The 25370-nt window shown below is 69.7% G+C and carries 20 protein-coding genes and 1 tRNA gene; 13 read left to right on the forward strand and 8 right to left on the reverse strand.

The genetic code is table 11. The features are described 5' to 3' along the window. Window positions 1-48: 48 nt before the first annotated feature. The 3 genes from rsgA to ABD172_RS04570 are packed head-to-tail and all read right to left on the reverse strand — an operon-like array spanning window position 49 to window position 2953. Window positions 49-1101: a ribosome small subunit-dependent GTPase A gene (gene rsgA, locus ABD172_RS04560; RefSeq protein WP_344307357.1), complete on the reverse strand. Its 1053-nt coding sequence runs from the start codon at window positions 1099-1101 to the stop codon at window positions 49-51. Next, window positions 1098-2450 carry a 3-phosphoshikimate 1-carboxyvinyltransferase gene (gene aroA, locus ABD172_RS04565; RefSeq protein ID WP_344307359.1) on the reverse strand — a complete coding sequence of 451 codons (1353 nt, stop codon included), beginning with the start codon at window positions 2448-2450 and terminating at the stop codon, window positions 1098-1100. Before aroA ends, rsgA begins: the two co-directional genes overlap by 4 nt. After that, window positions 2450-2953 (reverse strand): DoxX family protein, encoded by a 504-nt coding sequence (locus ABD172_RS04570; protein ID WP_344307360.1) that lies wholly within the window; start codon window positions 2951-2953, stop codon window positions 2450-2452. Before ABD172_RS04570 ends, aroA begins: the two co-directional genes overlap by 1 nt. 282 nt (window positions 2954-3235) lie before the next feature. Between ABD172_RS04570 and ABD172_RS04575 the strand changes: the two genes are divergently transcribed. Together ABD172_RS04575 and rsrA are read left to right on the forward strand one after the other, a co-directional pair. Beyond that, complete coding sequence (locus ABD172_RS04575; protein ID WP_344307362.1) at window positions 3236-4015, forward strand: sigma-70 family RNA polymerase sigma factor; 780 nt, start codon at window positions 3236-3238, stop codon at window positions 4013-4015. After that, a complete protein-coding gene (gene rsrA, locus ABD172_RS04580) occupies window positions 4012-4317 on the forward strand; it encodes a mycothiol system anti-sigma-R factor (RefSeq protein ID WP_344307364.1) in 306 nt (101 codons plus the stop codon). The genes ABD172_RS04575 and rsrA overlap by 4 nt, the downstream gene beginning before the upstream one ends. A gap of 132 nt (window positions 4318-4449) precedes the next feature. On the opposite strand, the gene ABD172_RS15305 is transcribed toward rsrA, so the two are convergent. From ABD172_RS15305 to ABD172_RS04590, 3 genes are all read right to left on the reverse strand, one after another. Then, window positions 4450-4524, reverse strand: a complete 75-nt coding sequence (locus ABD172_RS15305; protein ID WP_104061284.1) for a 50S ribosomal protein bL37 — start codon at window positions 4522-4524, stop codon at window positions 4450-4452. Between the two features lie 170 nt (window positions 4525-4694). Continuing rightward, window positions 4695-5321, reverse strand: coding sequence for a GDSL-type esterase/lipase family protein (locus tag ABD172_RS04585; RefSeq protein ID WP_344307366.1), 627 nt, complete (start codon window positions 5319-5321; stop codon window positions 4695-4697). Beyond that, complete coding sequence (locus ABD172_RS04590; protein WP_425546653.1) at window positions 5318-8956, reverse strand: multifunctional oxoglutarate decarboxylase/oxoglutarate dehydrogenase thiamine pyrophosphate-binding subunit/dihydrolipoyllysine-residue succinyltransferase subunit; 3639 nt, start codon at window positions 8954-8956, stop codon at window positions 5318-5320. The genes ABD172_RS04585 and ABD172_RS04590 overlap by 4 nt, the downstream gene beginning before the upstream one ends. Window positions 8957-9194: 238 nt before the next feature. On the opposite strand from ABD172_RS04590, the gene ABD172_RS04595 reads away from it, so the two are divergent. From ABD172_RS04595 to ABD172_RS04615, 5 genes are all read left to right on the forward strand, one after another. Further along, on the forward strand, window positions 9195-10652 hold the full coding sequence (locus ABD172_RS04595; protein ID WP_344307370.1) for a GuaB1 family IMP dehydrogenase-related protein: 1458 nt from the start codon (window positions 9195-9197) through the stop codon (window positions 10650-10652). A 180-nt stretch (window positions 10653-10832) separates the two neighbouring features. Then, window positions 10833-12215 (forward strand): hemolysin family protein, encoded by a 1383-nt coding sequence (locus ABD172_RS04600; protein ID WP_344307372.1) that lies wholly within the window; start codon window positions 10833-10835, stop codon window positions 12213-12215. Then, on the forward strand, window positions 12212-13261 hold the full coding sequence (locus ABD172_RS04605) for a hemolysin family protein (protein WP_344307373.1): 1050 nt from the start codon (window positions 12212-12214) through the stop codon (window positions 13259-13261). Before ABD172_RS04600 ends, ABD172_RS04605 begins: the two co-directional genes overlap by 4 nt. A gap of 373 nt (window positions 13262-13634) precedes the next feature. Continuing rightward, window positions 13635-14627 carry a M15 family metallopeptidase gene (locus tag ABD172_RS04610; protein WP_344307375.1) on the forward strand — a complete coding sequence of 331 codons (993 nt, stop codon included), beginning with the start codon at window positions 13635-13637 and terminating at the stop codon, window positions 14625-14627. A gap of 76 nt (window positions 14628-14703) precedes the next feature. Then, a tRNA-Arg gene (locus ABD172_RS04615) sits at window positions 14704-14776 on the forward strand. Between the two features lie 609 nt (window positions 14777-15385). On the opposite strand, the gene ABD172_RS04620 is transcribed toward ABD172_RS04615, so the two are convergent. Next, window positions 15386-16165, reverse strand: a complete 780-nt coding sequence (locus ABD172_RS04620) for a response regulator transcription factor (RefSeq protein ID WP_344307377.1) — start codon at window positions 16163-16165, stop codon at window positions 15386-15388. A 60-nt stretch (window positions 16166-16225) separates the two neighbouring features. Beyond that, on the reverse strand, window positions 16226-17560 hold the full coding sequence (locus ABD172_RS04625) for a sensor histidine kinase (protein WP_344307379.1): 1335 nt from the start codon (window positions 17558-17560) through the stop codon (window positions 16226-16228). A 226-nt stretch (window positions 17561-17786) separates the two neighbouring features. Here ABD172_RS04625 and ABD172_RS04630 point away from each other — a divergent pair, with 226 nt between their 5' ends. From ABD172_RS04630 to ABD172_RS04655, 6 genes are all read left to right on the forward strand, one after another. Then, the gene (locus tag ABD172_RS04630) at window positions 17787-18551 is read left to right on the forward strand and encodes a DUF4352 domain-containing protein (RefSeq protein WP_344307380.1); all 765 of its coding nucleotides are present in this window, start codon (window positions 17787-17789) and stop codon (window positions 18549-18551) included. Between the two features lie 137 nt (window positions 18552-18688). After that, window positions 18689-19318: an alpha-ketoglutarate-dependent dioxygenase AlkB family protein gene (locus ABD172_RS04635; RefSeq protein ID WP_344307382.1), complete on the forward strand. Its 630-nt coding sequence runs from the start codon at window positions 18689-18691 to the stop codon at window positions 19316-19318. Window positions 19319-19402: 84 nt separating this feature from the next. After that, entirely contained in the window at window positions 19403-20647 is a 1245-nt protein-coding gene (locus tag ABD172_RS04640) for an MFS transporter (RefSeq protein ID WP_344307384.1), read from the forward strand. Window positions 20648-20896: 249 nt separating this feature from the next. After that, window positions 20897-22501 carry an arginine--tRNA ligase gene (gene argS / locus ABD172_RS04645; protein WP_425546654.1) on the forward strand — a complete coding sequence of 535 codons (1605 nt, stop codon included), beginning with the start codon at window positions 20897-20899 and terminating at the stop codon, window positions 22499-22501. After that, window positions 22501-23946, forward strand: a complete 1446-nt coding sequence (gene lysA, locus ABD172_RS04650) for a diaminopimelate decarboxylase (protein WP_344307386.1) — start codon at window positions 22501-22503, stop codon at window positions 23944-23946. Before argS ends, lysA begins: the two co-directional genes overlap by 1 nt. 42 nt (window positions 23947-23988) lie before the next feature. Then, window positions 23989-25311 carry a homoserine dehydrogenase gene (locus ABD172_RS04655; protein WP_344307388.1) on the forward strand — a complete coding sequence of 441 codons (1323 nt, stop codon included), beginning with the start codon at window positions 23989-23991 and terminating at the stop codon, window positions 25309-25311. Window positions 25312-25370: the final 59 nt, after the last annotated feature.

Raw genomic sequence — 25370 nt, forward strand, 5'->3', positions numbered from 1 at the left:
CCCGGCACCATGACGCGGGCCGTTGCTCGCCGGCCGGCGCGCGACTGCCTACTGTGCGTGCGGGTCCGCCGCCGCGAGGTTCCCGAGGAGCCGGCGGAGGGAGGCGAGGCGGGCGGGCCCGGCATCCCCTGCGCGGCCGGCGACCACCCAGGCGTCGAGCGCGCAGCCGGGGGAGTCGGCAAGGTGCGTGCAGCCCTTGGGACAGTCGGCGGTCGCGGGCACGAGGTCCTCGAACGCGGAGACCACGTTCTCCACCGCGACGTGGGCGAGACCGAAACTGCGCACGCCGGGCGTGTCGATGACCCAGCCCCCGTCCGGCAGCGGCAGGCAGATCGCGGAGGAGGACGTGTGCCGTCCCCGGCCCGTGACGTCGTTGACCGCGCCGGTCGCCCGATCGGCGTGCGGCACGAGGGCGTTCATGAGCGTCGACTTCCCGACCCCGGAGTGCCCGAGCAGGACACTCATGGCGCCGGTGAGACGTGCCTCGAGTGGGGCGACCCGCGGGGCCCCGGTCGCGTCGAAACCGCAGGGGACGATCTCCACCCCGGTGCCCTCGAAACGTTCGGTGATCGCGTCGATCCCCGCGATGTCGAGCTTCGTCACCGCGAGCAGTGGAGTGACTCCGGCGTCGAAGGCGGCGGTGAGGGCCCGATCGATGAGCCCCCAGGACGGTTCGGGGTCCGCGGTCGCGGTGACGACGACGAGCTGATCGGCGTTCGCGACGATGACGCGTTCGGTCGGATCCGTGTCGTCGGCACTCCGACGCAGGACCGTCGCCCGCGGCACGATCCCGACGATCCGGGCGAGTGTGCCCTCGGCGCCCGAGGTGTCCCCGACGACCAGCACCCGGTCGCCCGGGACGATCGCACGGCGACGCAGGGCCGAGGCCCGGACGCACGTGACGATGGGGAGGTCGCCGGCGACGGCCGACCCGAGTTCCTCGCCCATGACGACGCGGTACCGGCCACGGTCGACCTGGACGACCATGCCCTCCCGGGAGTCCTCGAAGGACGGACGGTCCTTCGTGCGTGGACGGGAGCCCTTCTTGTTCGCCCGCGGTCGGTAGTCGTCCTCGGTGAAATGCGCGTACCGGGAACTCACGCGGTGCCGCCCAGGAAGTCCTCGGTCCACAGGGAGCGGAAGGTCGGCATGGTCTTCGCGACGGTGCCCGGATCGAGGATCTCGACGCCGGGGACACGGAGCCCGAGGACGGCACCTGCCATCACCATGCGGTGGTCGTGGTACGTCTCCCAGGCGTTCCCCGTGGTCGCGGGGGAGTGGATCGCGAGGGAGTCCTCGAACTCGTCGACGGTGGCACCGAGCCCGCGGAGCTCGCGGGTGAGCGCGTCGAGCCGGTCGGTCTCGTGACCGCGGAGGTGGCCGATCCCGCGGAGGTACGAGGACCCCTCGGTGCAGGCGGCGACCGCGGCGACGACGGGCGTGAGTTCCCCGACCGCGCCGAGGTCGAGGTCGACCGCACGCAGGTGGTCCGGTCCGGTGACCGTGAGCCCGGTCTGGTCGAGAACGGCGCGTGCACCGAACGCCTCGGCGATGTCCCGGAACGCGTCACCCGCCTGGGTCGTGTGCAGTGGCCAGTGCGGGATGTGCACGGTACCGCCGGTCACGAGTGCACCGGCGACGAAGGTGGCGGCGTTCGAGAGATCGGGTTCGACGACGACGTCGAGTCCACGGGGGCGACCGGGATCGACGATCCAGTGCCCGGGATCGGGCTCGGAGACGTGGACGCCGGCGTCCGCGAGGACCTCGAGCGTCATGTCGATGTGCGGTCGTGAGGGCAGCGCCGCCCCCGTATGGGTGAGGTCGAGCCCGAGGTCGAAGGCACCGGCCGCGAGCAGCAGTCCGGAGACGAACTGGCTCGAGGCCGAGGCGTCGATCTCGAGGTGTCCACCGCGCACCCCGCCGGGAGCCCGGAGGTCGAAGGGCAAGGACGTCGCGTCCGGGGCGATCTCGACGCCGAGCGCCCGGAGTGCGTCGAGCACCGTCGTCATCGGACGGACGTACGCCTCCGGGTCGCCGTCGAACCGCACCGTCCGGCCCGTCACCGCGGCGACCGGCGGGACGAACCGCATGACGGTCCCGGCGAGCCCGCAGTCGACGGTGAGAGGCGCCGCGGGAACGGAGGCATCCTCCCGGGTGTCGGTGGCCCCGGCGTCGTCTCCCTCGGCGGTGCCCAGCGGAGTCACGAGGAACCGTTCGGGGTCCGAGTCGTCGATCCACGCGCCGAGCGCTCGGAGGGCATTCACCATGAGGGTCGTGTCCCGGGACACGAGGGGATTGCGGACGACCGAGGGTTCGCTCGCGAGGGCGGCGAGGACGAGGTACCGGTTCGTGAGCGACTTCGACCCGGGGACGAGGACCGTCGACCGGAGGGGCTCCCGGGACACCGGGGCGGACCAGGGAGCAGGGGTGGGTGCGGCGGGATCGGGCATTACTTCGAGGCGAGTCCCTCGACGGACTTCACGCCGCTCTCGAGAGCACCGGTGGCCTTGGCCTGGACCCGGTCGAGCTCGCGACGGAACTCCTTGGAGGCCTGCTCGAGGCGCCATGCGAGGCCGGGGCGACCGTCGGTGTCGACGGAGGCGAGGAGCGCGCCGCCGAGGAGCGAGGTCTTCGTCGCGAGGGAGAGCCCGGAGGACGTCTCCTTCGACAACTGCTCACCGACGACATCGATGAGGTACGTGCCGACGAGGACGGAGGCGGAGAACCGGGGGAACCGGCCGATCGCGAGGAGGGCACCGGCGGTGACCTGCGCGACGCCCGTGGCACGCGCGACGGTGGTCGCATCGAGGGGCAGGTCCACCTTCTTCCTCGCGAGGGCGACGAGGGGCGAGAGGGAGGCGGCTGCGACCTCCGGCTTGCGGATCCGGGTCACCCCGTTCCCGATGTAGGCGGAGGCGAGCATGGGGCGGGCGAGCAGGCGGACCAGTGACATCGACGCGTTCCCTTCCGTGAGGACGGCGGTACACGGAGGACCGTGCACGGACGTGAGACGAGTGGGCCCCGAGAGGACCCGTGGGTGTTCCCCGCCAGCATAGTCGCCCGCGCCCGCGTCGCCACGGACCGGAATGAGATCGGGCGGTGCGATGTTGGAAGGGGCATGACGCCTGTTCTCGATCGTCCCCTCGCCCCGCCTCCCACCGTGCCCCGGACCGTGCTTCGGACCGGTCACCCGACCGCGCACCCGGGCGCCCCCGACCGCGTAGACTTCCGGGCAATGAATGGATCATCGTCCCCCACACAGCCGGACCGGTCGCGTCCGGACACGGCACCTCCGGACACGGAGGAGAACGCCCCGGCCGGTCCTCCGGTCGACCTCGCCACGGAGACCCCGACGGAACGTTCCCAGCGGTTCGAGGCGGAGGCCCTCGAGTACGTGAACCAGCTGTACGGCGCGGCGCTGCGGATGACGCGCAACCCGGCCGACGCCGAGGATCTCGTGCAGGAGGCCTATGCCAAGGCCTATGCGGCCTTCCACCAGTACACCCCGGGCACGAACCTCAAGGCGTGGCTGTACCGCATCCTCACGAACACCTTCATCAACTCGTACCGGAAGAAGCAGCGGCAGCCGCTCGAGTCCAGCGGCGAGGACATCGAGGACTGGCAGATCGCGCGCGCCGCGAGCCACACCTCCTCGGAGGGTCGTTCGGCCGAACTCGAGGCGCTCGACCACCTGCCGGACAGCGACGTGAAGGACGCGCTCTCACGGCTGCCCGCGGACTTCCGGATGGTCGTCTACTACGCGGACGTCGAGGGGCTGCCGTACAAGGAGATCGCGGAGATCATGGACACCCCGATCGGTACCGTGATGTCCCGTCTCCACCGCGCCCGCCGGCAGTTGCGCGACATGCTCACGGACTACGCGGCCGAACGCGGTTTCGGCACGCAGGACACGCAGCGCCGGAGGCAGGACGCGGCACAGGACGTGGTACAGGGGAAGGCATCCCGGGGCCGGGCGCAGGGCACGGGGTCGGAGAACACGGAGGGAACCCGATGACGAACTACACGACGGGCGAGGGACGGTCGTTCGAGGAGTACCTCCGGAAGGACCCGCGCCGGACGAGCATCATGCGGATCCAGCACTACGTCGACGGGGAGCTCTCCGGTGGCGAGGTCACCGTCCTCGAGCAGCACATCGTCGAGTGCACGGACTGTGAGGAGGAGGTCCGGATGGAGATCCTCGTCAAGCGGCTCGTCCACCGGTCCTGTGCGGGCGAGACCGCGCCGCAGGGACTGCGGGAGAAGGTCGCCGCGCGCCTCGGCCGGGGAACGTTCGGCCAGGGGCCGAAGCCCTTCTGAACCTCAGGGCGCATCGCAGGACACGAAGCACCGAGGGCCGGTACTCACAGGATGTCGTGACATCCGATGGGTACCGGCCCTCGCTGTTCCCGGCGGGCTGTCCGCCGGGGCTCACTCAGGGGTGAGAACGACTCATGCGTTGGGACGCTTGCCGTGGTTCGCGCCACCGCGCTTGCGGTCGCGACGCTTGCGTGCGCGCTTGCTCATCGCATCTCCTTCTGTCTTCGGACCAGACAATTCTTCCACATCGGGCAGGCCGGGCAAAACGGCCGCGGCCGCCGGGGCGCCTCGGGTTCCTCCACCGGACGGAGGGCGGCACGCCGCACGAACGGCGAGGCGCCGCCCACCGGGACGGTGACCGGCGCCTCGGCGACGGATCAGGCTCCGGTGGTCCCGGAGTCGAGAGGGTCGGCCACACCGAGCCAGTCGAACCACCCCCGGTTGAGCACGAGCCACGCGAGCAGCCCGTAACCCTCCTGGCCGGGGAGTCCGTCCTCGGTGAGCGCGAGTTCGCGCTGCCAGACCGGATGGTCGACGAGAGGGGTGAAGGTGTCGACGTACGTGATGCCGCGGCGCACCGCGACGTCGGAGAAACTGTTCGACAGCTCGTGGATCCGTTCGTTGACCTCGGTGCCGCGGGCCGGGGGAGGTCCGACGACGAAGGTGCCGACCTCCTTGGACAGGGCGTCGTCGAGGATGTTCGCGAGGTTGAGTCGCGAGCGCGCGATGGACAGGCCGGACACGACGTCGGAGGCCGACGGTGCGAGCACGAGGCGGTTGACCCCGTCGACCGAGAACCGGCGTTCGGCCTCGGTCATGCATCGATCGTGCAGGGCGGCGGAGTCCTCACCGGGCACGCCGAGGGCGTGGAAGCGGGCGGACGGCAGGACGGCGGTGGTGCGCAGGGCGACCCGACCGACCCAACCGAGGCCGCGGCCGTCGCCGTGGCCGGAGACGAGGTCGCCTCCGGCCACGACGATCGCGGTGCGCGCGCGGGCACTCACCGGGCGAAGACCCGCGCGACGAGATCCGACTGCTCGGCGTCGTGCACCTTCTTGAGGCCGGTGGCCGGCGAGGCGGACGCGGCGCGGGAGACGACCCGCACCTCACGGTCCCCGAGCAGCGGCACGAGGCCCAGCGCCATGAACGGCCAGGCGCCCTGGTTCTCCGGCTCCTCCTGGGCCCACACGACCTCGACGTCCGCGCCGTAGGCCCCGAGGACCTCGGCGATGCGGGCCTCGTCGAGCGGGTAGAGCTGCTCGACGCGCACGAGTGCGGTCCTCGTGTCGCCCGACTTGTCGCGGGCGGCCTTGAGATCCCAGTAGAGCTTGCCGGAGACGAGCACGATCCGGTCGACCTGTGCGGCGTCGACCGACGGATCGGCGATGACGGTCTCGAAGGAACCGTTCGTGAACTGCTCGACCGAGGTCGCCGCCGTCTTGAGACGCAGCATCGACTTCGGGGTGAAGACGACGAGCGGGCGCTTGTGCTCGGTGTGCGCGTGCCGACGGAGGAGGTGGAAGTGCGAAGCGCCGTCCGAGGGGTACGCGACCGTCATGTTGTTCTCCGCGCACAGCTGGAGGAACCGTTCGATGCGGGCCGAGGAGTGGTCCGGGCCCTGTCCCTCGAAACCGTGCGGGAGGAGCATGACGACGCCGGAGCGCTGGGCCCACTTCATCTCCGAGGCCGCGATGAACTCGTCGATGACGGACTGGGCACCCTGGGCGAAGTCACCGAACTGGGCCTCCCAGAGGACGAGGGCGTCCTTGCGCTCGACGGAGTAGCCGTACTCGAAGCCGAGTGCCGCGTACTCCGAGAGCAGCGAGTCGTAGACCCAGAACTTCGCCTGGTCGTCCGTGAGGTTCGCGAGCGGGGTCCACTCGTTGCCGTTCTCGTGGTCGACGAGGACCGAGTGGCGCTGGGTGAAGGTACCGCGGCGCGAGTCCTGGCCGGCGAGGCGGACCGGGATGCCCTCCATGAGGAGCGAACCGAAGGCGAGGAGCTCCGCGAAGCCCCAGTCGATGCCGCCGGAGCGGGACATCTCCTGGCGCTTCTCGAGGAGGCTCCGCAGCTTCTTGTGCACCGTGAAGTCCTCGGGGATCTCCACGTGGGCGTCGCCGATGCGGGAGATGACCTCGGCGGAGACCGCGGTGGGCGCATCGGTGACCTCGGGCAGGCCGACGGGGCGCTGGTCGGGGCGGGCGAACCCGGAGTCGCCGGTGGCCGCGGAGTTCTCGGCCTCCTTCGTCTCCGCGAATGCGGCCTCGAGCTTCGACTGGAAGTCCTTGAGGGCGTCCTGGGCCTCGGCCTCGCTGATGCACTTCCGGCCCACGAGGGACTCGGTGTACAGCTTGCGCACCGAGTTCTTCTCGTCGATGAGCGAGTACATGACCGGCTGCGTCATCGACGGGTCGTCGCCCTCGTTGTGGCCGCGGCGGCGGTAGCACACGAGGTCGATGACGATGTCGCGGTTGAACTCCTGGCGGTACTCGAAGGCGAGCTCGGCGGCCCGGTAGACGGCCTCCGGGTCGTCGCCGTTCACGTGGAGGATCGGGGCGCTGATCGTCTTCGCGACATCGGTGCTGTAGTACGAGGACCGTGCCGAGGCCGGGGGAGTGGTGAACCCGACCTGGTTGTTGATGACGACGTGGACGGTGCCGCCGGTGCGGTAACCGCGCAGCTCCGAGAGATTGAGCGTTTCCGCGACGACACCCTGACCGGCGAACGCCGCATCACCGTGCACGAGCACCGGCAGGACCGAGAAGCCGTTCTCGCCGGCGTCGATGACGTCCTGCTTGGCCCGGGTGATGCCCTCGAGGACCGGGTTGACGGTCTCGAGGTGGCTCGGGTTCGCCGCGACGTAGACCTTCGTCGTGTTGCCCGATGCCGAGGTGAACGAGCCCTCGGTGCCGAGGTGGTACTTCACGTCGCCCGATCCCTGGAAGGAGTCGGGGGCGATGACACCGTCGAACTCGCGGAACACCTGTGCGTAGGACTTGCCGGCGATGTTCGTGAGGACATTGAGGCGGCCGCGGTGGGCCATGCCGATCGTCACCTCGTCCATTCCGGCGTCGGCAGCGCGACCGAGCACGGTGTCGAGGAGCACGATCGCGGACTCGCCGCCCTCGAGCGAGAAGCGCTTCTGGCCGACGTACTTCGTCTGCAGGAAGGTCTCGAACGCCTCGGCGGCGTTGAGGCGACCGAGGATGTGGCCCTGCTCCTCACGGGTGAGGTCCGCGTGCGGGACCTCGAGCTTCTGCTGGAACCAGCGGCGCTGTGCGGGGTCCGCGATGTGCATGTACTCGATGCCGGTGGTGCGGCAGTACGAGTCGCGCAGCAGACCGAGGATGTTCCGGAGCGTGTTCGTCGGGCGGCCGCCGAACCCACCGGTGGGGAACTCCCGTTCGAGGTCCCAGAGGGTGAGTCCGTGCTGGTTGATGTCGAGGTCGGCGTGGGTGCGCTGACGGTAGACGAGCGGGTCGATGTTCGCCATGAGGTGTCCGCGATTGCGGTAGGCCTCGATGAGCTCGATGACGCGCGCGGTCTTATTGACGTCGTCCTGGTCGTTGGCGTCGACGTCGGGGACCCAGCGGACCGGTTCGTACGGCAGGCGCAGCGATTCGAAGACCTCGTCGTAGAAACCGTCCTTGCCGAGGAGGTACTCGTGGACGAGCTTGAGGAACTCGCCGGAGCCCGCGCCCTGGATGACCCGGTGGTCGTAGGTGGAGGTGAGGGTGAGAACCTTCGAGACCGCGAGGCGGTTGATGGTCTCCTGGCTGGCACCCTGGAACTCTGCCGGGTAGTCGAGCGCGCCGACGCCGATGATGGCGCCCTGGCCCTTCGTGAGGCGCGGGACCGAGTGCACGGTGCCGATGCCGCCGGGGTTCGTGAGGGACACGGTCGTGCCCGCGAAGTCGGCGGCGGTGAGCTTGCCGTCGCGGCCACGGGCGACCAGGTCGTCGTACGCGTCGACGAACTGCTTGAAGGAGAGGGTCTCCGCCTTCTTCACGTTCGGGACGAGGAGCGCACGGGAGCCGTCCGGCTTGGGGACGTCGATCGCGAGGCCGAAGTTCACGTGGCCCGGCTGGACCATGACGGGCTTGCCGTCACGGATGTCGTAGTAGACGTTCTGGCTCGGGAAGTTCTTGAGCGCCCGGATCACGGCGAAGCCGATGAGGTGCGTGAACGAGACCTTGCCACCACGGGTGCGCTTGAGGTGCGAGTTGATGACGATGCGGTTGTCGATGAGCGCCTTCGCGGGAAGCGCACGGACCGAGGTCGCGGTGGGGACGGTGAGGGACTCGTCCATGTTGGTGGCGAGGAGCTTCGCGGGACCGCGCAGCTTCACGATGGTGTCCTCCGCCTCGGCGGTGTCCGCGGGAGCCGGTGCGGCGGTGTTGCCGACCTTCTTCGACGCAGCGGACTTCGACTCAGCCTTCGGGGTCTCGGACTCGTTGACCGAGGGCTTCACGCCCTTCTGGGCCTGTGCGGCCGGCTGCGCGGGAGCGGCCTTCGGCGCCGCTGCGGGTGCAGCCTGCGCGGAGGGAGCAGCAGCGGAGTCGCCGACCTCGAGCTTCCGGAAGTACGGCACCCAGGCCGGATCCACGGAGTTCTTGTCGGCCTTGTACTGCTCGTACATTTCCTCAACCAGCCACTCGTTCGACCCGAGGTCCTCGGCGGCAGGGTTGGGTGTATTCACGGACACGGGGGAATTCGCCCTCTTTCCAATGATCGGAGCCACAGACGTCAGGGGCCAGCCTAATACTTCGCAGCCGGGTGGTTCACCGTCGGCGTGCCTGCCGGGGATGAAAAGGGTGTGCCAGAGTGTTGTGCGCGCGGAACCACGCCCGCAGGCCGCCAGACGCAAGGAGTCCGACATGCAGTTCGTCACCGAGATCCCGCCGCAGGACCTCACCTATTCCGATGTGTTCCTCGTTCCCGGCCGGTCCGCGGTGACCTCCCGGTTCGACGTCGACCTCGCGAGCGCCGACGGGACGGGCACGACGATCCCGATCGTCGCGGCGAACATGACCGCGGTCTCCGGCCGGAGGATGGCCGAGACCATGGCCCGACGGGGCGGCCTGGCGGTACTGCCCCAGGACATCCCGATGGCCGTCGCCCGGGAGACGATCGCGTGGGTGAAGGACCGCCACCCCGTCTACGAGACACCCGTGAAGGTCACCCCCGACGACACCGTCCTCGAGGCGCTCCACCTCCTGCCCAAACGCGCGCACGGTCATGCGGTCGTCGTCGACGGGGACGGGCGTGTCGTCGGCACCGTGTCCCGCGCGGACCTCGAGGGGGTCGACCGGTTCAGCTCGGTACGGGATGTGATGGAACCGGTCGAACACCTCGTCACGGCCTCGGCCCTCGACCGTCCCGATCGGCCCGGACTCGCCGAGGTGTACGAACGTCTCGCCGCGACGCGCCGGCGTTTCGTCCCGGTCGTCGACGACTCCGGCGTGCTCGCCGGGGCCCTCACCGATGCCTCGGTGCTCCGGTCCTCGATCTATTCTCCGGCTCTCGACGACTCCGGTCGGTTGCGGATCGCCGCGGCGATCGGGGTGAACGGGGCTGCGGTGGACCGGGCGGCCGAGCTCGTCGCGGCCGGGGCGGACGTGCTCGTCGTCGACACCGCGCACGGCCACCAGGAGAAGATGCTCGAGACCCTCCGCGGGGTGAAGGCCCTCGGCCTGCAGGTCCCGGTGGTCGCAGGCAATGTCGTCACCGCCGCGGGTGTCCACGACCTCGTGGAGGCCGGCGCCGACATCGTCAAGGTCGGAGTCGGGCCCGGCGCGATGTGCACGACCCGCATGATGACGGGTGTCGGTCGTCCCCAGTTCTCCGCCGTCATGGAGTGCGTCGAGGCGGCACGCGAACTCGGGACCCACGTGTGGGCCGACGGGGGAGTGCGCCATCCGCGCGACGTCGCTCTCGCCCTCGCCGCCGGCGCGTCGCAGGTGATGATCGGCTCGTGGTTCGCCGGGACCTACGAGAGCCCCGGGGACCTCATGGTCGACTCCGACGGGCGGCAGTACAAGGAGAGCTTCGGCATGGCCTCGGCCCGGGCGGTCGCCGCGCGCACCCGCACCGACTCCGCGTTCGAGCGCGCACGCAAGGGGCTGTTCGAGGAGGGCATCAGCTCGGGCCGGATGTTCCTCGACCCGGACCGACCGGGAGTCGAGGACCTCCTCGACTCCATCACCTCGGGGGTCCGGTCCTCGTGCACCTATGCGGGCGCCCGGAACCTCCGGGAGTTCCACGTCAACGCGCAGGTCGGCGTCCAGACCCCGGCGGGGTTCCAGGAGGGAATGCCGGTCGCGCGCAGCTGGTGACCGCCCCCCGTGGCGCCTCGTGGAACGACCGGGGCGCCACGATCCGCAGGTTCGGTAGGATTCCGGCATGACCAGTGACAGTCCCGGCCGGCGAAACGCCGGCCGCCCCCGAAGGTCCGTTCCCGGACCCGTCCTCCCGTGCTCCGCTTCCCCCGTCCGACGAACGGGGGAGTCGCTCTGATGGAGTGGTTGCTCCTCCTCCTCGCACTCGCACTCATCCTCGGCACCGGCGTCTTCGTCGCCGCCGAGTTCGCACTCCTCACTCTCGACAAACACACCGTCCAGGAAGCCGTTGCGCGCGGTGAACGCAGCTCCGGCACGATCCTCAAGGGTGTCACCCACCTCTCGACGCAGCTGTCGGCCGCGCAGGTGGGTATCACGATCACGACGCTCCTCACCGGTTACCTCATGGAACCGTCGCTCGGCGCGCTGCTCTCGCCCCTGCTCGCCGAGCTCGGTCTGGGAGCGGGTGGGTCGACGGCGGTGGCGCTCGTCCTCGCGCTCGTGATCTCGACCGTGCTCTCCATGGTGATCGGCGAACTCGTGCCGAAGAACCTCGCGATCTCCGCGCCGATGCTCGCCGCGAAGATCGCAGTCCCCCTCCAGTACGGATTCTCCGTCGTCTTCCGTCCGCTCATCGCCGTGCTCAACGGCACGGCGAACAAGGCTCTGCGCGCCATGGGGATCGAACCCCAGGAAGAGGGGTCCGCCGGGCGGTCGCCGGAGGAACTCACCGCGCTCGTGCGGCATTCGGCGGAGGAGGGGACGATGGAACAGGACGTCGCGGACCTCCTCACCCGGACCCTGAGCTTCTCCGAACGCACGGCCGTCGACGTCATGACTCCCCGGACCCGCATCGTCGCCGTCAAACGGGACGCGACCGCGGCGGAGATCATCGAGACCTCGCGCCGAACCGGCTTCTCCCGGTTCCCGGTCGTCGGCGAGTCCCGTGACGACATCACCGGCGTCGTCCACGTGAAGCAGGCGCTCGCGGTGCCGTTGGCCCATCGGACCGAGGCGTTCGCGGCGGGCCTCATGACCGAGGTCACCGAGATCCCGGAGACGATGGCCCTCGACCCGCTCCTCATGGCGCTGCGTGCACGGGGCATGCAGATGGCGGTCGTCGTCGACGAGTACGGCGGTACCGCGGGCGTCGTGACCCTCGAGGACGTCGTCGAGGAGCTCGTCGGTGAGGTCGTCGACGAACACGACCGGCTCCGGGTCTCCGTGCGGCGCACCCGTGACGGGTCGTGGGCGGTCCCGGGGCGCATGCGTCCGGACGAGGTCGCCCAGGTCGTCGACATCGACATCCCGGAGGACGCCGATTACGAGACCGTCGCCGGTTTCGTCCTCATGCGCCTCGGTCGTATCCCGCAGGTCGGCGATGCGGTCGACCTCGACGGCGGCAGGCTCGTCGTCGAGCGGATGCACGGGAGGCGGATCGAACGTCTGCGGCTCGTGCCGACGGCCGGGCAACGACCGGCCGTGGTGCCGGGTCGGCAGGGCGCCTCGGCCGGGTCCGGTCCGGCGTCGTCCGCGTCGACGGGAAGGAGGGAGTCGTGAGCGATTGGTTGGGCCTCGTCTGGCTCGTGTTCCTCCTCCTCTTCAATGCGTTCTTCGTCGCCTCCGAGTTCGCGATCGTCAACGCCAAGCGTTCCCAGATCGAACCCCTCGCGGAGAAGGGCAACAAGGCCGCGCGCACCGCGCTGTGGGCGATGGAGCACGTCTCCCTCATGCTCGCGATCTGCCAGCTCGGCATCACGGTGTGCTCCCTGCTCATCGGTAACGTCGCGGAGCCCGCGATCCACCACCTGCTCGAGGGTCCGCTGCACGTGCTCGGGATCCCCGCGGGGCTCTCGGGCCCGATCGCCTTCGTCATCGCGCTCGGCGTCGTCACGTACCTCCACGTCGTCGTCGGCGAGATGATCCCGAAGAACATCGCGATCGCGGTGTCCCGGCAGGCGGCGGTGCTCCTCGCCCCGCCGCTCGTGTTCCTCGCCCGCATGTTCGGGTTCGTCATCCGACCGCTCAACGGGCTCGCGAACGTCATCCTCCGGCTCATGCGGATCGAACCGAAGGACGAGGTGAATGCCGCTTATACCGTGGAGGAGGTGCAATCGATCGTCGCGGAGTCCAAACGCGAGGGGCTGCTCACCGATGACACCGGTCTGCTCAAGGGCGCACTCGAGTTCTCGGACAAGTCGATCGGTGAGGTCATGGTGCCGCGCGACGCCGTCGTGACGATCGGCGAGGGGGTGCGTCCGGTCGACATCGAGCAGCTCGTGGGGCGCACCGGGTTCTCCCGGTACGTGTACGTCGATGCGGACGGCGAGCCCGAGAGCTACCTCCACATCAAGGACGTGCTCTACTCCGACACGGTGGACGATCACGAGGCTCCGATCCCCGCGAAACGCTTCCGGTCCCTCGTGACGCTGCGGGCGGACGACGAGATCGAGGACTCGCTCCAGGAGATGCAACGGGCCGGCAACCATGTCGGCCGGGTGCTCGATTCCGCGAATCGGACCGTCGGCATCCTCTTCCTCGAGGACGTTCTCGAGGAGCTCGTCGGAGAGGTCCACGACGCGATGCAACGGACCCGGGCGGTGTGATCGGGCGGGTCGGCCGCAGAGGACGGTCCGGCTCCGGCCACCGGTGGTTACTCACCGGTTGCGGAGGCCGTCGATCCGGGAAATACTGAACAGTGAATGAATATGCGACCGGCGACGGGTCCGGGGCGTTCTGTGTGAATGTCTCGGGCTCGTCGGCGGTCGCATCATTTTTGTGAAGAAACCGTCATGGTCGTGACCCAATTTCGTGATCGGAGTCACGTCCGGCATCGTTTTACCTCCGGTTTACGCGGGCCGTGTGCCAGGATTGTGTACTGCCGTGATTTTTCCGTTATGGTGTCGTGACATAGCGATACGGATCCGCGCGACGGGTCCGCGTCCGGGACGACGAACGTTGCAGACCAGGAGTATTCGAGTGGACCAGGGCACGACCCGACCGGCATATCCGCGCCGGCGCGATCTGCGGAAGCAGGACGCGGAAGCGCAGATCATCGACCGCCAGGACCGTGAGACCCCCGCAGTTCCCACCGCTCCCGCCGCCGAGGACATCGCTGCGCCGCTCGCCACCGTGACGGCGCGCCCGACCTCGCGGGCACTGCGTCGCCGCGCGGCGAATGCGCCGCTCGCCTTCCGTGGTTCGGACGGCAGCGCGGTGCGCGAGCTCAAGCGCCGTCGCCTCGCGACCGTGTCCGGTGCCGCTTCCGTGGCAGCGGCCGGCTCCGCACTCCTCGGTGTCCTCCTGTCCGGTCACGGCACCGAGGCCCAGGCCCAGGTGACGGCGGCCGGTGCCGACCTCGGTCTCGACTCGACGACGGCGATCGCTCCCGAGGTGCTCGACGGTGCCGAGGAGATCACCGCCGCGGCGGAGCCCGCCGGGGGAGCCTCCTTCATCGGTGGCGTTCCGTCCGCGGAGGACCGTGAGGCGGAGGCGGCGTCCCGGTCCGTCACACGCACCGTCCTTCCGGGCTGCTCCGGCGAGGCGCCCGGTTCGATGTCGGGCATCACCAACGGAGAACTGCCGGAGAACTGGCTGTGCGACATCGGGATCGGTGGTCACAAGCTCCGTGCCGATGCCGCACTGTCCTTCGCGGAGATGAATGCCGCGTACAAGGCGGACACCGGCAAGGAGATGGAGATCACGGACTCCTATCGCACGATGGAGTCGCAGATCTCCGTGGCCTCGCGCAAGCCCGGTCTCGCGGCACGTCCCGGCACGTCCCTCCACGGTTGGGGAATCGCCCTCGACATGGGTGGTGGCGCCGCGACCGCAACCGGAACCCAGTACGACTGGCTCGTCGCTCACGGTGCCGAGTACGGCTGGGAGAATCCGGACTGGGCCAAGTCCTCGAAGTACGAGCCCTGGCACTGGGAGTACGTCCCGGCGCGCAAGCAGATCAGGGGCGCCTGAGCCGGCCCCACACCCTCGCGCACGTGCCGCGTGCACGAGGGTGTCGGAAAGTCTGGTACGATATTCGAGTTGTCCAGCCCGCGTAGCTCAGTGGATAGAGCGTCTGCCTCCGGAGCAGAAGGTCGTAGGTTCGAATCCTGTCGCGGGCACCGAAGGAACACGGCTCAAGGCCTCTCATCAGCGGAAACGCTGGGGGAGGCCTTCGTCGTTCCCGGAACGACGCACGCCTGCGCGGGCGGTGGGAATCAGCTGCGCACTTTCGCACGATTCCGGAATCAGCTGCGCACTTCGGCACGATTTCAGGCCGCTGGATCGTGCCGGATCGCGCACCTGATGGTGGAATGCCGTCGGAGGCGGCGCGGCTCGGTGGGTCTTCGCATTCCTCGTCCCCGCATGGGCGGGCCGTGCCTCGAGATCGCGATTCCCCGTGGCGAGCCCGTTGAGCTCGCGATTGTCTGTGCCTTCTCGCGGAAACTTCACCAGCAATCGCGACCTCGACAGCGGCAACCGCACCCGATTGCGACCTGAGGTGAGCGAAGCGGCTTCGCGCGATCGGCACCACGAGTACGACCGGCACCACGAGTACGGCCGGAACCGCAGGCGATCTTGTTCGCGCTGTCGACGGGGCTGCGTGGTGCACTCCGGGCCGGGTGCGCACTTCGATGTCCCCACGGGAGTTCCGGCGGTTCGATGGGGAGTGGCCGGTGATCCTGTACATGCATTTCGGTCTTCGACCCGCGGGTGCGAAGACGTCCCGGTCAGCGATGCAGTCGGACGCGTTCCACCATGACCGCGATGCCGACCTGCGCGGTCGAGGTGAGGCCGAACTTTCTCGACACCCGGCGCAGGTGCTCCTTCACCGAGGACACCGAGATGTACAGACGTGAGGCGATCTCGGTGGTGGCGAGGCCGGCGTGGACGAGCTCGGCGACTTCCCGCTCACGGGGCGCGAGCGCGGCGAAAGCCCGCGCGGCGCTCTCGACCTGGAGGGGTTGTGCATCACGACCCCAGGTGCGGACGAGGTGGGACGCGGCAGCGGGGGAGAGGAAGGACTCCCCGAGGGCAGCTGCGCGGACCGCGCGCACGAAGTCCTCCGGTTCGGCATCCTTGAGGAGGAATCCGGTGGCCCCGCTTGCGATCGCCCTGCGGACGTACTGCCCGTCGTCCATGCTCGTGAGCGCGACGATCTGCGGGCGACGTGGCAACGCCGCCATGTGGGCGATCGCATCGATCCCGTCCATGACCGGCATCCGGATGTCCATGAGGACGACATCGGGGAATCGGGTACGGACGATCTCGACGGCCTCCGCCCCGTTCTCCGCGGTTCCGATGACATCGATGCCCGGATCCGCAGTGAGGATCGCGGAGATGCCCGAACGGACGAACCGTTCGTCGTCGACGACGAGCACGCGGAGCGGGACCTCGACGGTGGCTCCGGTCGCGGGATCCTCATCGTGGGTGGACACGGCGGTACAGGCGTGCGCACCGGCGGGTGCGAGAGTGAGGGACGGCGCGGGGGAGGAGAGAGGAATCGACATGCCTCGCACACTAGACGCAGGCACGGACACGAACCGGACGGAGCTGCCCGAGGGCGGAGCTCACCTCCACGGGAGCGACACGTCGACGAGAAAACGTCCCTCGTGGGCCCCGGTCCACACACTCCCGCCGAGGATCGAGGCCCGCTCTGCAATACCCGCGAGGCCGGTCCCGGAGCCGTAATCCGCTTCCTCCCGGGCGCCTGCCTGCGACAGCGGATTCGAGACCCGGATCCGGATCCCGGTGTCCGGGCCACCGTCGACATAAAGATCGATCGGCGCCCCGGGAGCGTGCTTCACCGCGTTGGTGAGCGACTCCTGGACGATTCGGTGCACCGAGTTCCCGAGTGACGCACCCATGCGGGCGGAGTCGTCCACGAACACGAGGGACTGGACCGTCGTACCTGTCTGACGGATCGCGCTCACGAGAGGTCCGATGCCCCGGATCGACGAGCTCGGAGTGGATGCGCGTGCGTGCGGTGCGTCCTTTCCGCCCGCGCTGCGCAACTGGCCGAGGAGTCCACGGAGGTCGTCGAGCGAGGCACGGGCCTGTGCACGGACGACCCGCGCCGCCTCGGCGAGTTCGGGTGAGGAATCACGTGCGGTCGTCTCGAGCACACCGCTCTGGATGGAGATGACCGACAGTCGGTTCGAGAGCGCGTCGTGCACCTCGGCGGCGAGGCGCGCCCGCTCCTCCTGACCGACGAGCTCGCGGCGGAGGCCGACGGTGCGGTCCTCCGCGGCCCGCAACTCGTCCACCGCGCGGCTGCGTTCGCGCCGCGCGCGGAGGGCGAAGGCCGTGCCGATCGCCGTGGCCCACAGGACGAGCGGAGCGAGGGCCACCGTGACATCGAGTACGGGCTCGACCCCGGATCCCGCACGCGCGCCGTAGACAAAACCTGCGGCAGTGTCCTCGATGGGTTGCACGACGACCCGCACTGCGTTCTGCACGACGAGCACGCCGCTCACGGCGACCGTGGTGATCACGTGGGGACGGCTCCATCTCAGGCATGCCTGGTGGAGCCCGAGCAGGAGCAGGACCGGGTCCGCGCCGAGCACCGCGATGACACCCCCGGCGGACAGGGTGATCAACGGTCGGCGGCGCCGGGCGTAGACCGTCGTCCACAGCGCCGCGACGATCACCCACATCACCACGCCGGCGGTGTCCTGGCTCGGAGTTCCGGGCTCGATCGTCGAGGCTCCGGGAATGTTCTGGACCCACAGCACCGAGAAGAAGACCCCGTAGAACCAGAGCGCCACGTCCCAGACGACGGTGAGGACCGTCCGCACGAGGAAAACAGTGCGTCGGACGACGAGGGAGCGCCTCGGCGGCATGCCCGCGGTCTGTGGTGCCGAATGGGACGACGGAGCCGTCGTCGGCGAGGAGTGAGTGGTCACGAGTGGCACATTACGTCGGGGCACGGACGTACCCGGACGACCGATCGGACGGACGGCGGTCGACCGATCGGTCGGGGCGATCGGACCGATCGGACTGCACATACGCGTCCTACCGGGTGACACCGCGTGGCGGAACCCGGCGGGAGAGTGAAGACGTTCCCGACGCCGGTCGGGCCCGCCCCGCGATAGCGGGTGCGGGGACCATCCCCGAAGAAGGAAAAATCCCATGCAGCAGCACCCCGGCTCCCCGGTCCAGCCCGACGGATCGACCCCGCCGCCGGCTCCGTACGGATACCAGCAGGCTCCGGGCCCACAGGCCCACGGTCATCCTGCCCCCGGCGGATACCCCCCGGCCGCGCCACCGAAGAAGAAGTCGCTGTTCCGCCGGGGGTGGTTCTGGGTCCTCGCGGTGGGCGTCGTCATCGTGCTCGGGTCCTGCGCCGGAGCGCTCGGCGACGATGCGGACTCCGCGGCGGACGCCTCGGCATCGAGCGTGGCCGGCTCGGACGCCTCCTCGGACGCGGGCACTGCCGGGGACGGCGGAGTCGAGCCCGTGGCAGAGGAACCGGCGGAGGAACCGGCGGAGGCAGGACCGGTAGCGCTCGGTGACACCGGCGCGACCGGGGACTGGGACGTGACGGTAAACGGGGTGGAGACGGGTGTCGCGACGATCGGTGACGACTTCCTCTCCGAGGACGCCCAGGGGCAGTACGTGCTCGTCGACCTCGCGGTGACGAACACCGGAGACAGTGCCTCGTTGTTCATGACGAACGACGCCCAGCTGGTCGACACCGAGGGCCGCACGTACGAGGCCGACTCCTCCGCGTCCCTCTACCTCGGGGACGAAGGGGCTTCGCTCCTCGACGAGGTGAACCCGGGCAACACGCTCGAGGGTGTCGTCGCCTTCGACGTCCCCGAGGGCATCGAGCTCTCCCATCTCGAGTTCTCCGGTGGTCTGTTCGCGGAATCGGCCCGTTTCGCGCTCTCCTGATCCGGCTCTCCGGACGTGTGCTCGTCGGCCGTTCTCGGTCGGCGGGCTCACGGTGTATTCTCGCGCCGGTACGTGCCGGCGCTCGACGGTGGCGCAACCGGAGAGCGTGGAAGCCGATCTTCCCGAGGAGGACCCCGATGGACGGACTGTTCTCGCGCACCCGGACCGAGGTCGCCCCCGGCGCCGTACACGTGCCGGACTGGCTGCCGCGTGACGCGCAGAGGGACCTCGTCCGGGCCTGCCGGCGCTGGGCGACCGGTCCCATCCCGATGCGCCACCAGGTCCTTCCCGGCGGGGGAGTGATGAGCGTGAAGTCGGTGTGTCTCGGCTGGGAGTGGGACGCCTACACCTACGTCCGCGAGCTCCGCGGGGTCCCGGTCCCTCCGGTCCCGCCGGAACTCCGCGCTCTCGCGACCCGGGCCCTCGCGGAGGTCGGCTACACCCCGGACTTCGACGCCGAGATCGCCCTCGTGAACTTCTACGACGACGCGGCGCGGATGGGAATGCACCAGGACCGCGACGAGGAGTCCCGGGCGCCCGTCGTCTCGATCTCGCTCGGGGACTCCTGCCGCTTCCGCTTCGGGAACACCGAACACCGCGGGCAGCCGTACACCGATCTCACGCTCGAGAGCGGAGATCTCTTCGTGTTCGGTGGCCCCTCTCGGCTCGCCTACCACGGGGTCGTCCGTACGTTCCCGGGTACCGGCCCGACCGATATCGACCTGCCGCGCGGGCGCCTCAACATCACGATCCGGGAGAAGGGCTGAGGCAGTGTCGGGTCGGTGTGGGATCCCGCACAACCGGCCGTTTCCGGGGTCCTCCGGAAACACCCCTCCATTACAGTCCGAACGGTGACCTCACCGCTCTCCGACCGCCCGACGTATCCGCGCAGTGTCCTCGTCCTCGTGCTCATCGGGGTCGTTGCCGCCGGGTTCAACCTCCGTCCGGGGGTCACCGGACTCTCCCCGTTGCTCGACATGATGGCGGCAGATGTCCGCATCGGTGCGGTCTTCCTCTCGATCATCGGGATGCTGCCGCCGCTCGCCTACGGTGTCGTCGGGATCGTCACCCCGCGCCTCGTGCGCCGTTTCGGCTCCGTCTCCGTCCTCGCTGTCGGCACGGGACTCGTGTTCGCCGGCTCGCTCGTGCGACTCCGCCTCCCGGAGGCGACGCCGTTCCTGCTCCTCTCGGCCCTCGCTCTCGTCGGAATGGGGATCGGTAACGTCGTCATTCCGCCGATCGTCAAGGAGTTCTTCCCGCACCGGGTCGCTCTCCTGTCCACGGTGCACGTCGCGGTCCTCCAGTTCGGCACGTTCTTCCCGCCGCTCGTCGCGGTCCCCCTGGCCCTCGTCCTGCCCGGTGGCTGGCGCGGTTCCCTCGCGGTGTGGGCGGTGACGAGCGGTCTCGCACTGCTCGTGTGGGTCCTCGTCCGGCTCCGGGCCGGTGGTTCCCGGACCGGGCCCGAGGCGCCGCGCGCCCCCGGCACCCCCTCGGCCTCCGCGGATCCTTCCGGCGCACCCTCCGGCGCCTTCGGCCGGATCCTCCGATCCCCCCGGGCATGGAGCCTCATGGTCCTCACGGGCCTGAGTTCCTTCCACAACTTCATCCTCTTCACATGGCACCCGTTGCTGTTCGTCCGTGCCGGACTCTCCGAGTCGACCGCGGGGATCATGCTCGGCATCCTCTGCGTCATCCCCTTCGTCCTCGGACTCGGTCTCCCGGTGTGGGCCGCACGCATCCGCACCCCGGTCGCCCTCGTCTGGGTGTTCTGCGGGTTCACGGTCGCCGGGTACCTCGGCATGTGGTTCGCCCCGGTCGCGGCGCCGCTGCTGTGGACCGTGCTCCTCGGGCTCGGTGTGAGTACCTTTCCCCTCGCGCTCGCCCTTGTGAATCTGCGCTCGGCCCGTCCCGAGGACACCGCAGCGCTCTCGGGATTCGTCCAGGGCGCCGGGTACCTGCTCGCGGCGACCGGCCCGTTCCTCTTCGGTTTCCTCATCGACCTGGGCGGGGGAGCCCCTGCCTTCCTCCTCGCCCTCGGGGCCGTACTCGTCCAGGCGGTCGTCGCCCGGACCGCCTGTCGTCCCGGATTCATCTGAGTCGACCGCGCCCAGCGGCCCCCATGCCGGGCCCGTCGGTCCGCCCGGCCGCCGACCGTCGGGTATGCGACACCCGAGGCCGGATGGCATCCCGCGCCGGCGGTACCGCTCACCGGGTATGACGTGTGAGATGGCGCACACTCCCGTTCGTGCATGTGAGACGGTGACGCACCCGAGTCGTGTCCACGGGGTTCCTGGTAATACCCTGGGCGGGTGACTCCTGAAGAACTCAAGGCAACGATCGCCGGTGTGATCACCGCACTCAACGACTCCGACGGGCTCGGCATCGAGATCCCCGAGAACCTCGTCGTCGAGCGACCGAAGAACCGCGATCACGGTGACTGGGCGTCGAACGTCGCCCTCCAGACGGCGAAGAAGGCCGGCATGAACCCGCGGGACCTCGCGACCCGTATCGCCGAGCGCCTCGGCGCGGACGCCGGGATCGACGCGGTCGAGGTGGCGGGTCCCGGGTTCCTCAACATCCGCCTGGCGGCCGGCGCGGCCGGGCGTCTCGCCGCGGACATCGTGGCGGCGGGGGAGTCCTACGGCACCGGCGAGTCCCTCGCCGGTCACACGATCAACATGGAGTTCGTCTCCGCGAACCCCACCGGCCCACTCCACCTCGGCCACACCCGCTGGGCCGCGCTCGGTGACGCGATCGCGCGCGTCCTCGCCGCCTCGGGTGCGGACGTGACGAGCGAGTACTACATCAACGACGCCGGTTCGCAGATGGACACCTTCGCGAACTCCGTCCTCGCCCGCATGCACGGACGGGACGTGCCCGAGGGCGGGTACCCGGGCGAGTACATCGCGGACATCGCCCGGACCCTCCTCGAGCAGAGCCCCGAGCTCGCCGAGGCGGACGAGGACGCGATCCGGGAGGACGTCAGGGCCCGCGCGTACGAGATCCAGATGGCCGACATCCGCGGGACCCTCGCGGACTTCGGCGTCCACTTCGACATGTGGTTCTCCGAGAAGACCCTCCACGACTCCGGCGCACTCGAACGTGCGGTGGACCGCCTGCGCGAACAGGGCCACGTCTTCGACGAGGGTGGGGCGATCTGGCTGCGCACCACCACTTTCGGCGACGACAAGGACCGGGTCCTCATCCGCCAGGACGGCGCCCCCACGTACTTCGCCGCGGACGCCGCGTACTACCTCGACAAGAAGGACCGCGGGTTCACCGAGAAGATCTACCTCCTCGGCGCCGACCACCACGGCTACATCGGTCGCCTCAAGGCGATCGCGGCCGCCGCCGGTGACGATCCGGAGTTCAACATCGAGGTGCTCATCGGGCAGCTCATCAACGTCAACGGGGCGAAGCTCTCGAAGCGGGCCGGCAACATCATCGAGCTGCGGGACCTCATCGACTGGCTCGGTGCGGACGCCCTTCGCTACTCGCTCGCCCGCACGCCCGCGGACTCGCCGCTCACCATCGACCCCGAGGTGCTCCGCTCCGCCTCGAACGACAACCCGGTGTACTACGTGCAGTACGCACACGCCCGCTCGTGCAGCGTGCAGCGCAACGCGGCAGCCGCCGGCATCACGGCGGACGCCTTCGATCCCGCGCTGCTCGACCACGAGACCGAGTCGACCCTCCTCGCCGCCCTCGCGGACTACCCCCGTGTCGTCGCGCAGGCGGCCGAACTGCGCGAACCGCACCGGATCGCCCGGTACCTCGAGAAGCTCGCGGGCCTCTTCCACAAGTGGTACGACTCGTGCCGCGTCACCCCGCGGGCGGACGAGGAGATCACCCCGGTGCACTCCTCGCGCCTCGTCCTCGACCTCGCGACCGCGCAGGTGCTGCGCAACGGCCTCGGGCTCCTCGGCGTGAGCGCCCCGGAGCGCATGTAATGCCCGCGCATCCGGCAGGCGTCCTGCACGCCGTTCCCGCACCCGTGTGGCTGCCCCACCCGGAGGACGTGAATGCGCTCATGCAGTCCCTCTGGGCGCGGAACGTGGCGAAGGCCGATGACGGGGTCCTCACCGTCGCCGGTCACCGCATCACGGACCTCGTAGACGAGTTCGGTTCACCCGCGTTCGTCCTCGACGTCGACGATCTGCGCTCGCGCGCACGGGAGTTCGTCACCGAGTTCTCACGGGCCTTCGACCGCGTCGGTACCACCGCCCGGGCGTACTACGCGGGCAAGGCGTTCCTGTGCACCGCGGTCGCCCGCTGGGTCGCGGACGAGGGGATGGGACTCGACACCTGCTCGCTCGGCGAACTCATGGTCGCGCAGCGTGCGGGGCTCGATCCCGCGGTCGTCGGACTCCACGGGAACAACAAGTCCGACGAGGAGATCGCCTTCGCCCTCGACTGGGGGATCGGGCGGATCGTCGTCGACTCGCTCGACGAGATCCCGCGCGTCGCCGCGGCCGCCGCTGCCCGTGGCACCACCGCCCGCGTCATGCTCCGCGTGACCGTCGGCGTCGAGGCACACACCCACGACTTCATCGCGACGGCGCACGAGGACCAGAAGTTCGGTCTGTCGCTCCAGTCGGGAGCCGCCCGTGAGGCCGCGGACCGGATCGTCGCCGCGCCCGAGCTCGAGTTCCTCGGGCTGCACTCGCACATCGGTTCGCAGATCTTCGACAAGGCCGGGTTCGAGGCGGCCGCCGGTCGTGTCGTCGGTCTCCGTGCCGAGATCGAACGGGCGCACGGGATCACGCTCCCGGAGATCGACCTCGGCGGCGGTTTCGGCATCCGGTACACCTCGCAGGACACCCCGATCGCCTTCGCCGACATGGCCGACCAACTCGCCGACGTCGTCGCGAAGGCGTGCGCGGACGCCGGGTCCTCGCTGCCGGTCGTCTCCTTCGAGCCCGGCCGGGCGATCGTGGGCCCGGCGATGTTCACGGTCTACCGCGTCGGCACCGTGAAACCGGTCGACACCGGGGCAGGCATCCGGACTTATGTGTCGGTGGACGGCGGAATGAGCGACAACGTCCGAACCGCCCTCTACGATGCCGACTACTCGTGCACCCTCGCGAACCGGGGGTCCGAGGCGCCGCCCGTCGTCGTCCGGGTCGTCGGGAAGCACTGTGAGAGCGGTGACATCGTCGTGCGCGACGAGTACCTGCCGACGGACGTCACCCCGGGTGATCTCGTGGCGGTCCCGGACACCGGTGCGTACTGCCGACCGCTCGCCTCGAACTACAACCACCTGCCGCGTCCGGGCGTCCTCGCGGTCGAGGCCGAGCGGGTGGGCTGGGCCGTCCGTCCGGAGACCTACACGGATCTCTTCGCGACCGACCCGGCCTTCGCCGGGACCACCGCAGCGGACACCGACGCACACTGAGACCACTTCGCACGTTCCCCCGACGATTGGAATCCTGAACCCATGAAACCCCTCAAAGTCGCCCTGCTCGGTTGCGGAGTCGTCGGTTCGGAGGTCGCCCGCCGGATCACCGGACACGGTGATGATCTCGCCGCCCGGATCGGCGCCCCGCTCGAACTCTCGGCCGTCGTCGTCCGGGACACCGCGAAGGACCGCCCGGGAGTGCCCACGGACGTTCTCACGACGGACCACGAGGCCGCGATCGCCGGTGCCGACATCGTCGTGGAGCTCATGGGCGGGATGGAACCGGCCCGCTCGAGCATTCTCGCGGCGCTCGGGCAGGGGGCCTCGGTCGTCACCGCGAACAAGGCGCTCCTCGCCGCGCACTACGGCGAACTCATGCACGCGGCGGATGCCGCCGGCGTCCGCCTCGAGCACGAGGCCGCCGTCGCCGGTGCGATCCCGATCATCCGTCCGCTCGGTGACTCCCTCGCCGGGGACCGCATCACGCGCGTCATGGGTATTGTCAACGGAACGACGAACTACATCCTCGACCAGATGGACCGCGAGGGGTGGGACTTCGATCGCTCGCTCCGTACTGCCCAGGAACTCGGGTACGCGGAGGCCGATCCGACCGCGGACGTCGGCGGCCACGACGCCGCGGCGAAGGCCGCGATCCTCTCCTCGCTCGCCTTCCACACCCCCGTGACGATCGACGACGTCCACGTCGAGGGGATCACCGCGGTCACGTCCGACATGATCGCGACGGCTCGCGCCCAGGGCTTCACGATCAAGCTCCTCGCGATCTGCGAGAAGCTCGAGGACAGCCCCGAGGGCGCCGGCGTCTCCGCGCGTGTGTACCCCGCACTCATCCCGCGCGACCACGTCCTCGCCGGGGTCGGCGGAGCCTTCAACGCGGTGTTCGTCGAGGCCGAGGCCGCCGGCGAACTCATGTTCTACGGCCAGGGTGCCGGTGGCGCCCCGACCGCCTCGGCCGTGCTCGGCGACATCGTCTCCGTGGCCCGCCGGCGCGTGCTCGGCGGCCGCGGCCAGTACGAGCGGAACGTCGCCTCGGCGCTGCCCGTGCTGCCGGTCTCCGCGATCACGACCCGGTACCAGATCACTCTCGACGTCTTCGACCGCCCGGGTGTGCTCTCGAAGGTGACCGAGGTGTTCACCGAGGAGGGCATCTCGATCGAGCTCGTCCAGCAGACGGTGATCCCCGCCGAGGCGCCCGCCACCGAGTCGAGCCCGGAACCCCGCGCGAAGCTCGTCGTCGCGACCCACTCGGGCACCGACGCCGCCCTGCGCCGTACCGCCGACCGCCTTGCGGAGCTCGACGTCGTCGGCGCTCTCGTCTCCGTCCTCCGCATCGAGGGCCACTGACCCACCCGTCGCCCGCCGAAGCACCGGCGGAGCGGACCACCTCCCGAAGGAGATTCGAC

The organism is Brevibacterium samyangense (assembly GCF_039529845.1).
Classification (GTDB): domain Bacteria; phylum Actinomycetota; class Actinomycetes; order Actinomycetales; family Brevibacteriaceae; genus Brevibacterium; species Brevibacterium samyangense.